General features: G+C 75.8%; 12 protein-coding genes. 3 read left to right on the plus strand and 9 right to left on the minus strand.

Translation table 11 applies throughout. The annotated features are described in order from the left end of the window. The 3 genes from FHX36_RS00005 to FHX36_RS22340 all read right to left on the minus strand — a co-directional run. A partial coding sequence (locus FHX36_RS00005; protein WP_183513404.1) for a M20/M25/M40 family metallo-hydrolase occupies positions 1-745 on the minus strand: 745 nt, incomplete at its 3' end. Further along, a complete protein-coding gene (locus tag FHX36_RS00010) occupies positions 742-3,696 on the minus strand; it encodes a serine hydrolase (protein ID WP_221202717.1) in 2,955 nt (984 codons plus the stop codon). The genes FHX36_RS00005 and FHX36_RS00010, both read right to left, overlap by 4 nt. A 22-nt stretch (positions 3,697-3,718) precedes the next feature. Further along, positions 3,719-4,084 carry a TolB family protein gene (locus FHX36_RS22340; protein ID WP_221202719.1) on the minus strand — a complete coding sequence of 122 codons (366 nt, stop codon included), beginning with the start codon at positions 4,082-4,084 and terminating at the stop codon, positions 3,719-3,721. Between the two features lie 141 nt (positions 4,085-4,225). Here FHX36_RS22340 and FHX36_RS00015 point away from each other — a divergent pair, with 141 nt between their 5' ends. Then, complete coding sequence (locus FHX36_RS00015; protein WP_110552430.1) at positions 4,226-5,143, plus strand: hypothetical protein; 918 nt, start codon at positions 4,226-4,228, stop codon at positions 5,141-5,143. A 4-nt stretch (positions 5,144-5,147) separates the two neighbouring features. Here the strand turns inward: FHX36_RS00015 and FHX36_RS00020 are convergent, their stop codons facing one another. Next, on the minus strand, positions 5,148-6,098 hold the full coding sequence (locus FHX36_RS00020; RefSeq protein WP_110552431.1) for a GGDEF domain-containing protein: 951 nt from the start codon (positions 6,096-6,098) through the stop codon (positions 5,148-5,150). 215 nt (positions 6,099-6,313) lie between these two features. On the opposite strand from FHX36_RS00020, the gene FHX36_RS00025 reads away from it, so the two are divergent. Further along, on the plus strand, positions 6,314-7,774 hold the full coding sequence (locus FHX36_RS00025; protein ID WP_110552432.1) for a benzaldehyde dehydrogenase: 1,461 nt from the start codon (positions 6,314-6,316) through the stop codon (positions 7,772-7,774). 66 nt (positions 7,775-7,840) lie between these two features. On the opposite strand, the gene FHX36_RS00030 is transcribed toward FHX36_RS00025, so the two are convergent. After that, positions 7,841-9,244 carry an NAD(P)/FAD-dependent oxidoreductase gene (locus FHX36_RS00030; protein WP_110554191.1) on the minus strand — a complete coding sequence of 468 codons (1,404 nt, stop codon included), beginning with the start codon at positions 9,242-9,244 and terminating at the stop codon, positions 7,841-7,843. 83 nt (positions 9,245-9,327) lie between these two features. Here FHX36_RS00030 and FHX36_RS00035 point away from each other — a divergent pair, with 83 nt between their 5' ends. Further along, on the plus strand, positions 9,328-10,008 hold the full coding sequence (locus tag FHX36_RS00035; protein ID WP_181428952.1) for an alpha/beta fold hydrolase: 681 nt from the start codon (positions 9,328-9,330) through the stop codon (positions 10,006-10,008). Positions 10,009-10,020: 12 nt separating this feature from the next. Here FHX36_RS00035 and FHX36_RS00040 read toward each other — a convergent pair whose 3' ends face one another. From FHX36_RS00040 to FHX36_RS00055, 4 genes are all read right to left on the minus strand, one after another. After that, a complete protein-coding gene (locus tag FHX36_RS00040; protein WP_110554193.1) occupies positions 10,021-10,500 on the minus strand; it encodes a hypothetical protein in 480 nt (159 codons plus the stop codon). A 142-nt stretch (positions 10,501-10,642) separates the two neighbouring features. After that, on the minus strand, positions 10,643-10,915 hold the full coding sequence (locus FHX36_RS00045) for a hypothetical protein (protein ID WP_110554194.1): 273 nt from the start codon (positions 10,913-10,915) through the stop codon (positions 10,643-10,645). A 190-nt stretch (positions 10,916-11,105) separates the two neighbouring features. Then, positions 11,106-12,809, minus strand: a complete 1,704-nt coding sequence (locus tag FHX36_RS00050) for a DEAD/DEAH box helicase (protein WP_343056531.1) — start codon at positions 12,807-12,809, stop codon at positions 11,106-11,108. Positions 12,810-13,040: 231 nt separating this feature from the next. Next, positions 13,041-14,042 carry a GlxA family transcriptional regulator gene (locus FHX36_RS00055; protein ID WP_246405367.1) on the minus strand — a complete coding sequence of 334 codons (1,002 nt, stop codon included), beginning with the start codon at positions 14,040-14,042 and terminating at the stop codon, positions 13,041-13,043. Between the last annotated feature and the right edge of the window lie 34 nt (positions 14,043-14,076).

Raw genomic sequence — 14,076 nt, forward strand, 5'->3', positions numbered from 1 at the left:
CCGGCACGGTGTTGGTCGTCGTCCCGGAGGTCAGCACCGTGGGGGTGACCGTCGTCCCGTGGGCCGGGTCGGCGAGCGCGGCGACCGCGAGGACCTGGTGGGCCAGCTCGATGGTGCTGCTCACGCCCTTCTCCGGCTCCAGCCCGGCGTGCGCGGCGCGGCCGGTGACCGCCAGCTCGTACAGCGAGGCGCCCTTGCGGCCGGTCTTCAGCGCACCGCCGTCGGCGCTGGCCTCCAGCACGAGCACCGCGCGGCAGCCGGTCGCCTCGGCGCGGATCAGGTCGGCGGAGGTGGGGGAGCCGATCTCCTCGTCGCCGGTGACCAGCACGGTCACGCCGTCCAGGTCGGTGCCGGCCGCCTGCAGCCGGGACAGCACGGTGAACGCCAGCACGATGCCGGCCTTCATGTCGAAGCACCCCGGGCCGCGCACCACGCCGTCGGTGACCGACCAGGGGATGGTCGCCAGGGTGCCCAGCGGCCAGACCGTGTCCTGGTGGCAGAGCAGCAGCAGCCGGCGCGGGCCGGTGCCCAGCCGCCACCGCAGGTGGGTGCAGCCCGCCAGCACCAGCACCTCGGGCTCGGTCCCCAGCGACCGGGTGCCCAGCCGGGCGACCTGCTCGGCGCCGGCGGCGACCGCGGCCAGGTCGGCCGACGGCGACTCGCAGGTCACCAGCGCCGCCAGGTCGGCCAGCATCGCCGGGAGGGTGTCGGCGAAGCCGTCGATGGGGAGCGTCACTGCGGTCATCGGCTCTTCCTGGGGTTGGCGCGGCCTCCGGTGTGCAGGTACTCGGTGCCGTCGGGCAGCGAGTGGAACGTCACCGCCGACCAGCCGTCCGTACCCGGTGCGCGCACGGCGAACAGTCCCTCGGCGACCGGCACCAGGGGGTGCTCCTGCACCGGCTGGCCGACCGCCTCGGCCACCGCACCGGACATCGTCTCCCGCATGACCAGCCCGCCGTCCCGCTCGAACACCTCGGTCGCCACGGAGCTGCGCTCGTAGCTGCCGGCGTACCGGGCGAGCTCGACCTGCGGTGCCTGCTCCGGGGGCTCCAGCGGCGCGGGCAGCTGCAGCCCGGCCAGCTCGCCGACCAGCTCGCCCATCACGTCGGTGTAGAGGTCCTTCATCTTCCCGCCGTTGGTGAGCAGCGCGATGACCAGCCCGTGCTCGGGCAGCACCCGCAGGAACGCGCCCTGCCCGTACGTGCCGCCGTCGTGGCCGACCAGCAGCTCGCCGTCCCAGACGTGCCGGATCCAGCCCAGGCCCCACGAGTCGCCGAGCGAGTACCGGTCCGGCAGCTCGGCCTGCCGGCTCTGCATCGCCTCGGTCGACGCCGCCGAGAGCACCCGGGTCCCGTCCGCCGTCACGCCGCCGCGCAGGTGCAGGGCGCCGAAGGCGGTGACGTCGGCGGCGGTGGCGTTGACCAGCCCGGCCGGGCCGAGCGAGCGGGGCAGCACCCAGACCGGCACCGGCGCGGGGTCGGCGCCGGGCTCGGGGGCGATGTGGCCGACGGCGGCGCGGTGCAGGACCGCCTCCTCGGGCAGCGTCGAGGTGTGCGCGAGCCCCAGCGGTTCGATGACCCGCTCGCGCAGGGCGGCGTCCCAGGTCTGCCCGGTGAGCACCTCGACCACCCGGCCGGCGAGCGTGAAGCCGGAGTTGCAGTAGGAGAAGGTGGCGCCCAGCGGGTGGTTCTGCGGCGTGTCGGCCAGCGCTGCCACGTAGCGCTCGACGCAGTCGTCGCCGCGGCCGGTGTCGGTGAAGACGTCGCCGGCGATGCCGCTGGTGTGGGTGAGCAGGTGCCGCATCGTCACCCGCTTGGCGACGTCGGGGTCGCCGAGCTGCAGCTCGGGCAGCACCTCCGCCAGCGGCGCGTCCAGGTCCAGCCGGCCCTCGTCGACCAGCTGCATCACCAGCGTCGTCGTCCAGACCTTGGTGATCGAGCCGATCTGGAAGACCGAGTCGGTCGTCGTCGCGACCCCGGTCGACCGGTTGAGGACGCCGGTGGCCAGCTCGACGAGCTCGTCGGGCCCGGCACCGACCCGCCGGACGGCGAGGGCAGCCCCGGGCACGGAGTGCCGGGCGGCGAGGACGTCGAGGCGCTGCTGCCAGTGCGCCGCGTCGATGGCCGGGCGCGGCGTGGGCACGTGCTGCTGCGCCCAGCGGACCAGCCGGCGGCTGTAGTCGACCCGGTGGCTGGGGCGGCCGCTGAGGATGAACAGGTGCGAGCCGCCGGGGTAGAGCACCAGCTCGGTGGGCACGCCGCGGGTGCGCAGCGCGGCGAACCACTGCTCGGCCTGGCCCACCGGGCAGCGCTCGTCGGCCTGCCCCTGCAGCACGAGCGTCGGCGTGCGCACCTGGTGCACCCGGCTGATCGGGGAGAGCTCGGCCAGCTCGGCGGGCGCCGTCCAGGGGTCGGGCCACTCCATCCCGCCCAGCGCGTACCCGGCGTCGCTGGTGCCGAGCATGCTGGTCAGGTCGCTGACCACCCCGCCGGCGATCGCCGCGGCGAACCGGTCGGTGCGGCCGGTGAGCCAGCAGGTCAGGTAGCCGCCGTAGCTGTAGCCGGTGAGCGCGAGCCGGTCCGGGTCGGCCACCCCCTCGGCCACCAGCTGGTCGACCGGGTCGAGGAAGTCCCGCTCGTCGGCGGTTGCCCCAGCGCCCCGGCCGCGCCGGTGAAGAACTCCAGCCCGTAGCCGTCGCTGCCGCGCGGGTTGACCAGCAGCACCGACCAGCCCGCGGCGGCCAGCGCCTGGTGGTAGGGGTGCGCGGCGTCGGCCGCCGGTGCCCAGGCGTTGTGCGGCCCGCCGTGCACGTCGACCAGCAGCGGGCCGGGCGCCGGGGCGGCCGGGTCGCGCAGCAGCCAGCCGTGCACCTCGGTGCCGTCGTGCACGGTGAAGGTGCGCGGCTCGGGGACGAGCAGGTCGACGTCCGGGAGGCCGGCGGCGGTGTTGCCGGGTGACCCGGGTCGTCGTCCCGTCGGTCAGGTCGACCACCGCGACCTCGCCGTAGGTGCCCGGGTCGGCGAGCACCACGGCGGCGCGGTCGGCGTCGGCGGCCACGGACAGCCCGGAGACGACCAGGTCGTCCCCGGTGAGCACCGGGCGGGGGGACGACGAGCCGTCGACCGCGGTGGCGTAGACGTGCGAGCAGCCGCGGTCCCGGACGCAGAACACGACCGTGCCGCCGTCGGCGGTGAGCTGCGGCAGCCCGCCGGGGTAGCCCGGCCCGCCGGGCATCACGTTTCCGGTCCAGCGGGGCGGCGAGGGTCGACCGGGTCGCCCCCGCCCTCGACCCGGCTGGACGAAGAGCCCGGCGTGGCCGACCGCCAGCCGCTGCTGCCCGGCGACCAGCAGCGCGGCGCCGTCGGCGGTCCAGGTGATCGGTCCGGCGACGTCCAGCTGACCGGCGACCCGGCGGAGCGGTCCGCCGGCGGCGGGCACCAGGTGGGCCGGGGTGCGCCAGGTGGTGTCCGCGTCCGGCTCGGGCCCGGCTGCGAGGGCGAGCTGCTCGCCGTCGGGAGACCAGGCCGGCCGGCCGGCGTGCCAGTCGCCGGAGGTCAGCTGCCGGACCTCGCCGGTGGCCAGGTCGAGCACGTGCACGTGCTGCCGGGTGCTGCGCAGCAGCCCCGCTCCGTCGGCCTTGTAGCCGAGCCGGCTGGTGCTGATCGGCGCGTGCTCGTCCTCGTCGGCGTCGCGCACGGCGGCGGTGAACGCGATCCGGTCACCGGCCCGGGCTCCACACCGGGGCTCCGGCGCCGGCGGGCAGGTCGGTCACCCGCTCGGCCTCGCCGCCGGAGACGGCGAGCAGGTGCAGCTGCGGTGGGCCGTCGCCGCCGCGGAGGAAGGCGACCCGGTCTCCGGTGGGGGAGAAGGCGGGCGAGCTGTCCGCGGTGCCCCGGGTCAGCTGGACCGGCTCGGCCCAGCCGTCGTCGGTCGCGGTGACCGACCACAGCGCCGTCCGGTCGGCGTCGGCCCCGGTGTCGGTGGTGCGCAGGACGTAGACCACCCGCCGTCCGTCCGGTGCGATCGCCGGGTCGCTCGGCAGCTGCAGGGCACTGATGTCCTCGAGGTCCAGCGGTCGTCCCATGGCGCGAGCCTGCTGGGCCGCCCCGGGGCGGTCATCGTGCACGGCGACGAACGGACCCACCGCCGACTGGCCGCGCACACAACGGGTGGCTGCCGGCCACCGCCCCTGCCACCGCGGCGGCCCGCCCGGCACGATGCACGGGTGGACGACGACGAGCTGGACGAGATCGCCGAGGAGCTCTACGGCGTGCCGCCCGAGGAGTTCGTCGAGGCGCGCACCGCCGCCCGCGACCGGGCGAAGGCCACGGACAAGGAGCTGGCCAAGGCCGTCGCCGCGCTGCCCAAGCCGACCACGGCGGCGTGGGTGTGCAACCTGCTGGTCCGCCGGCAGCCCGACGAGGTGGCCCAGCTGCGGGAGATCGGCGAGATGCTCCGCCGGGCGCAGGTCGGCCTGTCCGGTGACGAGCTGCGCCAGCTCGGCCGGCAGCGCAACCAGGTGGTCGCCGCGCTGGCCCGCCAGGCGCGCGGCCTCGCGCACGCCGAGGGGCACGACGTCAGCAGCGCGGTGGCCGAGCAGGTGGAGAGCACGCTGCGCGCGGCGGTGGTCGACCCGGACGCGGGCGAGGCGCTGGCCGGCGGGCGGCTGACCACGGCGCTGTCCTACAGCGGGCTGGGTCCGGTCGACCTCAGCGGTGCGGTGGCGACGCCGGTCCGCTCGGGGGCCGCACCGCGGGCGAAGGCGGCGACGCCGGCCCCGCAGGGCCCGGACGCCGCCGAGCTGCGGCGCCAGGAGGCCGAGGAACGCCGCCGGCAGGAGCTGGAGCAGGCCCGCCGGGACGCCGAGGAGGCCGCCGCGGTGGCTCGCGACGCGGCGGCGTCGGCGCAGGCGGCCGAGCAGGAGCTGACCGAGGCGGGGGAGCGGCGGGACCAGCTGCACGAGCGGGCCGAGCAGCTGGAGAAGGAGCTGCGCCGGGTGGAGCGCGAGGCGAAGGAGGCGGTGGGCGCGGTGCACGAGGCCGAGAAGCGCCGGGACGCCGCCGCCCGCCGGGCGGCGACCGCCGCGGCGATCCGGGACCGCTCCGCCGCGCGGGTCGAGGAGCTGGCGGCGTCCGGCGGCTGACCGGTCAGCGGCCGGCGTCGCGCCGGGAGCGCTTGCCCGCGTAGAGCTCGGCGTCCGCGCGCAGCAGCAGGGCGGCCAGCGACTCGCCGTCCCGGGCGGTCGCCGTCCCCACCGACCAGCCGATCGGCAGCCCGCCCTCCAGGCGCTGCAGGACCTCGCGCGCCGCGGCACCGTCGGTGCCGGGCAGGCACAGCACGAACTCGTCGCCGCCGTGCCGGCCGAGCAGGTCCGAGGCGCGCAGCCGGCCGCGCCAGTGGGTGGCCACCTGGCGCAGCAGCCGGTCGCCGGCGACGTGCCCGTCCCGGTCGTTGACCTCCTTGAAGTCGTCGAGGTCGAGGATCGCGACCGTCAGCGGCTCACCGGTGCGCGCCGACCGGGCCAGGCTGCGGCCCGCCTCGACCTCCCAGGCCCGCCGGTTGGCGACGCCGGTCAGCGGGTCGGTCGAGGCCTGGGTGCGCAGCCGGCCGTTGAGCCGGCCGTGCGCCTCGGTGAGCACCACGGTCGTGACGACGGCGATGAGCCACGGGACGAGGAAGTGGCCCGGCGCCGCGGCCAGGGCGCCGGCGCTGGCGGCGGTGACGGCCAGCAGCGCGTGGGCGCGGGCGGCGGGCAGCGACAGGAAGTGGGCGGCGTAGAGCCCGATGCTGATGAGCACCGGCCCGAGTCCGACGACACCGGCCGCGGTCGCCGAGCGGGCCGCGAGCAGGGCGACCAGCAGCGACAGCAGCGCCAGCACGCCGTGGTCGACCCGCGGGGGCACCCGGTCGCCGGCCACCACCAGTGCGGCGGTCATCCCGAGGCCGACGACGCCGAGGGTGGCGGCCAGCACGACCGGGGCGTCGGGGCTGGTCGGCCAGAGGGCGCCGACGAGGCAGAAGCCCCCGCCGGTGCCGCACAGCAACGCGAGCAGCGCCACGCGCGCCGGCAGCCTGCCGCCCATCGTCACCTCGTCCATGTCCCCGCGAGCATCGGCCGGTGCAGCGCCGAACAGCACCGCAGAGTGGATCACAGCGACCCGTCGGGGTGAGGTGACGGCCCTGGTCAGAGCGGCGCGTGAGCGCTCGGTGACGTCTCGTCGCCCCGCTTCCTGCGAGTGGAAGCGCCGCTGCTGCCGGCGCCCGCCGGGGCACGATCGGGGAGTACTGCTCATCGACGAGACGAGGGAGATCCATGGCACTGCTCGAGGACGGCGCGTGGCGGGGCAAGGTCTGGACCGGCGCGTGGACGGACGGCAGCGGCGGCACCTACCCCGCGGTGGAGCCGGCCACCGGCGAGCAGCTGGGCGAGGTCGGTCAGGCCACCCCGGCCGACGTGGAGAAGGCCGGCGCCCGGGCGGTCCAGGCCCAGCGCGAGTGGGCGGCGCTGCCCTTCGAGCAGCGGGCGGCGGTGCTCCGCCGGGCCGGTGACCTGCTGACCGCGAACGCCGAGGAGATCAAGGGCTGGCTGGCCCGGGAGTCCGGGGCGATCCAGCCCTTCGGCGACTTCCAGGTGCACACCTCGGCGCAGGAGTGCTACGAGGCCTCCGCGCTGCCGTCGCACCCCTACGGTGAGCTGCTGCGCTCCGGATCGCCCCGGCTGTCCTTCGCCCGCCGGGTGCCGGCCGGCGTCGTCGGTGTCATCGCCCCGTTCAACGTGCCCACCATCCTGGCCATCCGGGCGATCGCCCCGGCGCTGGCGCTGGGGAACGCGGTGATCCTGAAGCCGGACCCGCGCACGGCGATCTCCGGTGGCGCGGTGTTCGCCCGGGTGTTCGCCGAGGCCGGCGTCCCGGCCGGGGTGTTCCAGGTGCTCCCCGGTGGCGCCGACGTCGGGGAGGCGCTCGTCGTCGACCCCACCGTCCGGGTCATCGCCTTCACCGGCTCGACGAAGGCCGGCCGCGCGGTCGGCGCGCTGGCGGGGCAGCACCTCAAGCGGGCGCACCTGGAACTGGGCGGCAACTCCGCGCTCATCGTGATGGGCGACGTCGACGTCACCGCGGCCGCCTCGGTCGGCGCGTGGGGCACCTTCGCCCACTCCGGGCAGATCTGCATGGCGACCAGCCGGCACCTGGTGCACGCCTCGATCGCCGAGGAGTACACCCAGGTGCTCGCCGACAAGGTGAAGGACCTCCCGGTGGGCGACCCGTTCCGGGACCAGGCGGCGCTCGGCCCGATCATCGACGCCGGGCAGCGCGACCGGGTGCACGGCCTGGTCACCTCCAGCGTGGAGGCCGGCGCCACGGTGCGCACCGGCGGCACCTACGAGGGGCTGTTCTACCGGCCGACCGTGCTGGGCGACGTCCCGGTGCACGCCCCGGCCTACCAGCAGGAGATCTTCGGCCCGGTCGCCCCGGTGACCCCGTTCTCCTCGGTCGACGAGGTCGCCGCGCTGGCCGCGGGCACCGAGTACGGGCTCTCGCTGGGGATCCTGACCCGCGACGTCTACGCCGGGCTGCAGCTGGCCGAGCGCATCCCGGCCGGCCTGGTGCACATCAACGACCAGACGGTGAACGACGAGGCGGTCGCCCCGTTCGGCGGCGTCGGCGCCTCGGGCACCGGCTCCCGGCACGGTGGCCCGCAGGCCAACATCGAGGCCTTCACCGAGACGCAGTGGGTGACGCTGCGGGGTGACCTGCCGGCCTACCCGTTCTGACCCCACGACGACGACGGCCCGGCCCCCGCAGCTGCGGGGGCCGGGCCGTCGTCGTCGCCAGGGGCGTCAGGCGGACTTGCGCCCGGTGGCGTCCACCGACACCAGGTCGTCCTTCGGGCCGCCGGTCTTGGAGACCTCGAACGCCGACCCCAGCTCCTCCAGGGCCAGCCGGCCGTACACCTGCTGCTGGGTCGCCGTGCGCTGCCCCCGGCCGCGGCCCAGGAAGCTCACCGCCCAGCCCAGGGCGGTGGTGAAGCGGCTCTTGAAGCCGACCACGTAGAAGATGTGCACGACCAGCCACATCACCCAGGCGATGAAGCCGGTGAACTTCAGCTTGCCCAGGTCGGCGACGGCGGAGAAACGGGCGACCGTCGCCATGCTGCCCTTGTCGTGGTAGTGGAACTCGGGCTTGGTGGGCCGGCCGGCGACGCGCGCCTTGACGGCGTCGGCGGCGAAGCGGCCACCCTGGATCGCGACCTGGGCGACACCCGGCAGGCGGTTGAGCGAGATCATGTCGCCGACCACGTGCACCTCGGGGTGGCCGGGCAGCGTCAGGTCGGGCTCGACCGAGACCCGGCCGGCACGGTCGACGGCGGCACCGGACTGCTCGCCCAGCATCTTGCCGAGCGGGCTGGCCTGCACACCGGCGGCCCAGATCTTGGTGGCGGAGTGGATCCGGCGCTCGTGGCCGTCGCCGTCCTTGACCACGATCCCGTCGGCGTCGACGTTCGTGACCATCGCGCCGAGCTGGACCTCGACGCCGATCTCGTTGAGCCGCTTGTGCGCGTTCTGCCCGAGGGAGTCGGCGAAGGGCGGCAGCACCTTGGGGGCGGCGTCGAGCAGGATCACCCGGGCGCTGGTCGGGTCGATCGTGCGGAAGTCGCGCTTGAGGGTGCGGCGCGCCAGCTCGGCGATCTGGCCGGCCATCTCGACACCGGTCGGGCCGGCACCGACGACGACGAAGGTGAGCAGCCGGTCGATCTCGGCCGGGTCGGTGGCCAGCTCGGCCAGCTCGAAGGCGCCGAAGATCCGGCCGCGCAGCTCGAGGGCGTCGTCGATGCTCTTCATGCCCGGGGCGAACTCGGCGAACTGGTCGTTGCCGAAGTACGACTGGCCGGCGCCGGCGGCGACGATCAGCTCGTCGTACTCGTGCACCGTGGTGCGGCCGAGGACGACGGAGGTGACGGTGCGCGCCACCAGGTCGATGTCGGTGACCTCACCGAGCACCACGCGGGCGTTGTCCTGCTTGGCGAGGATCTCCCGGGTGGCCGGGGCGATCTCGCCCTCGGAGAGGATGCCCGTGGCGACCTGGTAGAGCAGCGGCTGGAAGAGGTGGTGCGTGGTCTTGCCGATGAGCGTGATGTCGACAGGGGCCTTCTTCAGCCGCTGGGCGGCGAAGAGACCGCCGAACCCCGACCCGACGATGACGACCCTCGGTCGCTGTCCGGTGGGCTGGGTCGCGGTGGTCACGGTGCCTCCTGATATGTCGTCATGATGACTCATCATCCCACCGCACTGTGGGTCCTTGCGCTCACCCCACCCCGGAGGTGCTGGTGAGCTCCACCCAGGACAGCGCTGAGCGGGCCGCGGCTGTTCCCGGGATCGTGCTCGTCCCCGGGCTGGGCCTGGACGAGCGGTCCTCCGCGCGGCTGCGTCAGCGCATCGGCGGGGCGGTGGCCATTCTGCCCGGGATGGGGCTGCGCCGCCCGGTCGGCACGCTGGACGAGCTCACCGCGCAGCTGCTCGCGGCGCTCCCGTCACACCCCGTGGTGCTGGTGGGGCACTCGCAGAGCTGCCAGGTCGTCGTCGCGGCGGCCGAGCGGGACCCGCGGGTCGTCGGCGTCGTGCTGCTCGGCCCGACCACCGACCCGCGGATGCGCCGGCTCCGGGTGCTCGCGGCCCGCTGGGTGCGCACCGCGGTCTGGGAGCCGTGGTGGCAGGCGCCGCTGGTGCTGGCGCAGTGGCTGCGCACCGGGCCGCGGGCGATGACGGCGCTGTGGCGGCAGGTCGCCGGTGACCGGGTCGACGAGCGGCTGCGCCGGGTGCCGGTGCCGGTCGTCGTCGTCCGCGGGGACCGGGACGCGCTGTGCCCGCACGACTGGGCCGCGCACCTGGCCGGCTGCGCGCCGCGCGGACGGCTGGTCGAGCTGCCCCGCGCGGCGCACATGACCCCGCAGACCAGGCCGGACGACGTCGCCCGGCTGGTCCGCGAGGTGCTGGCGGCCCTGTCGTAGCGGGCCGCGCCGTCAGCCGAGCAGTGCCTTGGCCTTGCGGCTCTTCCGGCTGGACTTCGCGGCCCGCTCCTGGCGGCCGACGAGCGCCTGGGTGAGCAGGCCGATGCCGATGCCGAGCATCCACACGTCCTTGGCGATCGGCAGCCCGTCCTGGGTCGGGGCGACGCTCTTGCCGGGCTTGGTCATGCCCGGGGTGCGCAGGTACAGGCCGAGCAGCCCGCCGGAGAACCCGGTGAGCGCCGCGCCGGCGACGGCGGTGGGCACGAACGGGGTGAGCAGCAGCGAGCCGATGGTGATCTCGGCGGTCGACAGCGCCTTGGCGAAGGTGGTCGGCGGGACGTTCTTGAGGAACGGGTAGGTGCCGGCGGCGAAGCCGTGCAGACCGGCCGCGGTGCCCTCGTCGGCGGCGCGCTTGCCGAGACCGGAGTTCAGGATGAACGCACCGGTGGCGATCCGCGGGGCGATCTCGCTGGGGGTGATGGGCAGGCGCATGGGGTACCTCACTGGCGACGGGGATGGTGCAGTGCTCAATGACCATCCTCGTCCGTCGCCGTCCAGGGCGCGAGGTCGGGTCGCCGGCTCCCCGCCGGCCGGGTGGCCCCGCCGGAGCGGCCCTGGACGCCGGCGGATGTGGTCACCGCTGGTTGCGGGCCACGATGTCGTCCCAGCACCGGACGCACACGGCGCGCAGATCGAGGTCGCGCTCCGACTCGTCGTTCCACTCGCCCTGCTGCACCAGCGCCGCATCGCAGGACTCGCACCAGGCCCCCGGCCGGTCGCCCGGCTCGACCGCGTCCGTGCTCGTCACCACGCCGACGGGCGAGACGGAGTCGAACAGGTGGCCGCAGAGGAACGCCGGTGGGCTCGCGCCGTGCTCACCGCAGGCGATCGTCCGCTGCTCGCTCATCCCTCGACCTCCGCCGGTCCTCCTGGTGGCCGGGCCCCGGCTGGACCGGGAGGGTACTGCCTGCGGTCCGTCGGCCACCGCCTCCGAGTGCAGTGCCCGGCCCCGACCGGGAGCCCGCCCGACGAGAACGCGCTGGTGGTCGTCCCCCGATGCGGGTGACGACCACCAGCGCGTGGTGATCAGCGAGCGGTCAGCGGCCGGAGCGGCCGCGGCCCCGGCCGGCCCCGCTCGGCGCCTGGCCGGCCCGCGCGGCGAGCTCGGCGCGGGTGCGCGCCGGACCGGCCGGACGACCCGAGCCGCGGCCGGAACCGCCGGACGACGCCTGGCCCGACGAGCCGGACGATGCGCCGCCACCGCTACCGCTGCGACGACGGCGGCCGCCGTTGGCGCCACCTCCGGCACCCTGCGGCTGCGGGGCCGCGACCGGGGCGGGCTCGACGTAGGGGGCGACCGGGCCGGTCAGCGCGACGATCTCCCGGGCACCCGGCTTGATCGCCGAGACCTCCGGGGTGATGCCGGCCTGGCGGGCCAGCGTGCGGACCTCGGCGGCCTGGTCGGGCGTGGCGATGGTGACCACGATGCCGCCGGCACCGGCGCGCGCCGTCCGGCCGGAGCGGTGCAGGTACGCCTTGTGCTCGGCCGGCGGGTCGACGTGCACGACGATCGCGACGTCGTCCACGTGGATGCCGCGGGCGGCGATGTCGGTCGCGCACAGCACCCGGGTCTCGCCGTTGCTGAACGCCTCGAGGTTGCGCTCGCGGGCGTTCTGGCTGAGGTTGCCGTGCAGGTCGACGGCCGGCACCCCGGCGGCGGTGAGCTGCTTGGCCAGCTTCTTGGCCTGGTGCTTGGTGCGGGTGAACATCACCGTGCGGCCCAGCCCGGAGGCGAGCTCCTTGACGATCTGGCCCTTGTCGGCCGCGTCGACCCGGAACACGTGGTGGGTCATCGTCGAGACCGGCGCGACGGCCGGGTCGACCGAGTGCGTGGTGGGCCGGTCGAGGTAGCGCTTGACCAGCACGTCGACGCCGTTGTCCAGGGTGGCGGAGAACAACAGCCGCTGGCCGACCTTCGGGGTGCGGTCGAGCAGCCGCTTCACGCCGGGCAGGAAGCCCAGGTCGGCCATGTGGTCGGCCTCGTCGAGGATGGTGATCTCGACGGCGCCCAGGTCGGCGTGGCCCTGCTGGATGAGGTCCTCGAGCCGGCCGGGGCAGGCGATGAGCACGTCGATGCCGCCGGCGAGCGCCTGCACCTGCGGGTTCTGGCCGACGCCGCCGAAGACGACGGCGGTCCGCATGCCCAGCGCGCGGGCCAGCGGGTCGACGACCGCGGCGACCTGGTTGGCCAGCTCGCGGGTCGGCACCAGGATCAGCGCGCGCGGCCGCTTGGGCTGCCGCTTGCTGGGAGAGGTGGCGAGCCGGGCGACCAGCGGGATGCTGAAGGCCAGCGTCTTGCCCGAGCCGGTGCGGCCGCGGCCGAGCACGTCACGGCCGGCCAGGGTGTCGGGCAGGGTCGCGACCTGGATCGGGAACGGGGCGGTGATGCCGCTGGCGGTGAGCACCTCGACCAGCGGCGCCGGGACGCCGAGCGCCTCGAACGTGGTGTCGGTGGGCAGCACGGTGGCGACGTCGCCGACGGGCACGACCGGGGCGACCGGCACGCGCTCGTCGGTGCGCGGGGCGGACTGCTGGCCCTCGGGGCGGGGGCCGGTGCCGCGGCCGCGGCCACCGCGACGGCGGCGGTTGGCGTCGCCGTCACCGGAGGGGGTGGCGGCGGTGGGCGTGCTGCGGAAGGCGGGGGAGCCGGCGCTGCCCGTGGGGGCGGCGGCCGGGCGGGTGGCGCGACGGCGCGGGCGGTCAGCGCTGTCGTTCTGGGCAGGGGTGGTCGAGCTGGTCACGGTCGGTTCCTCAACAGTCCGGTGGCCACCGTCGGCCCACCGGGTGCGGGGCCGCCACGGTGGGGCCGCATCGCTCGTCCGGGATGGACGTCGGGTCGCCGGCGCGCCTCGGTGGCGCAGCCTCGCGCCGACGTCGAGTCCACCCGCTCTCGGATGAGCAGGGGGCGGCGCCGGTGATGTCCACTCTGCCAGACGGGGTACCGCTGCGCGGGGAGGCGGAGGAGTCCCTCGTCACATGGGGGTGGGCGCCCCGCTGGCCGGGGCGGAGCCGCGGAAGGTGCGCCGGTAGGTCAGCGGGGCCACCCCGATGGCCGCGTGCAGGTGCTGGCGCAGCGAGGCGGTGGTGCCGAACCCGGCCTCGGTGGCGACCCGCTCGACCGGGGTGTCGGTCGACTCGAGCAACCGTCGGGCCAGCGCCACCCGCTGCTGGGTCAGCCACCGCTGCGGGCTGAGCCCGGTCTCCTGGCGGAACCGGCGGGTGAAGGTGCGCACGCTCATCCGCGCGTGCCCGGCGAGCTCGGCCAGGGTCAGCGGCTCGCCGAGGCGGGTGAGCGCCCAGGCCCGGGTGTCCGCCGTCCCGGTGTCGGCGGGGTCGGGCAGCGGCCGCTCGATGAACTGCGACTGGCCGCCCTCCCGCCACGGCGAGACCACCCGGCGGCGGGCGACGCTGTTGGCCACGTCGCTGCCGTGGTCGCGCCGCACCAGGTGCAGCAGCAGGTCGATTCCCGCGGCGTTGCCGGCCGAGGTGAGCACGTCGCCGTCGTCGACGAACAGCACGTCGGCGTCCAGGTCGACCTGGGGGAAGAAGCCGGTGAAGGCGGCGGCGTGCATCCAGTGGGTGGTCGCCGGCCGGCCGTCGAGCAGCCCGGCGGCGGCCAGCACGAACGCGCCGGTGCAGATGGAGACCATCCGGGCGTGCCCGGCGGCCCGGGTCAGCGCGTCGCCGAGGGTGGGGGAGAGGCCGCGGCCGTCGTACTGCGGCCCGCCGTAGATCCCGGGGACGACGACGGTGTCCGCCGTCTCGAGCAGGCGGAGGTCGTGGTCGGGCTGCACCAGGTAGCCGGCGCTCGTGCGCACCGGGGCGCCGTCCTCGGAGGCGACGCGGACCCGGTACAGGGGGTGCCCGTCGGCGTCGACCGCGCCGCCGAGGAAGGCGTGCGGCAGGCCCAGCTCGAAGGCGACGGTGGTCTCCAGGGCGAGGACGGCGACCTCGTGCGGCGTCGGCGCGGGCATGGCCGGATCCTTGCACATGCTGGCCGTCGGGCCA

The sequence above is a fragment of the Modestobacter versicolor genome (genome assembly GCF_014195485.1).
GTDB lineage: Bacteria > Actinomycetota > Actinomycetes > Mycobacteriales > Geodermatophilaceae > Modestobacter > Modestobacter versicolor.

Bases quoted from the DNA above. Each gene is read 5' to 3' on its own strand.
- FHX36_RS22340 (WP_221202719.1), bottom strand. From the start codon at position 4,084: ATGGGACGACCGCTGGACCTCGAGGACATCAGTGCCCTGCAGCTGCCG.
- FHX36_RS00020 (WP_110552431.1), bottom strand. From the start codon at position 6,098: ATGGACGAGGTGACGATGGGCGGCAGGCTGCCGGCGCGCGTGGCGCTG.
- FHX36_RS00025 (WP_110552432.1), top strand. From the start codon at position 6,314: ATGGCACTGCTCGAGGACGGCGCGTGGCGGGGCAAGGTCTGGACCGGC.
- FHX36_RS00040 (WP_110554193.1), bottom strand. From the start codon at position 10,500: ATGCGCCTGCCCATCACCCCCAGCGAGATCGCCCCGCGGATCGCCACC.
- FHX36_RS00045 (WP_110554194.1), bottom strand. From the start codon at position 10,915: ATGAGCGAGCAGCGGACGATCGCCTGCGGTGAGCACGGCGCGAGCCCA.
- FHX36_RS00055 (WP_246405367.1), bottom strand. From the start codon at position 14,042: ATGCCCGCGCCGACGCCGCACGAGGTCGCCGTCCTCGCCCTGGAGACC.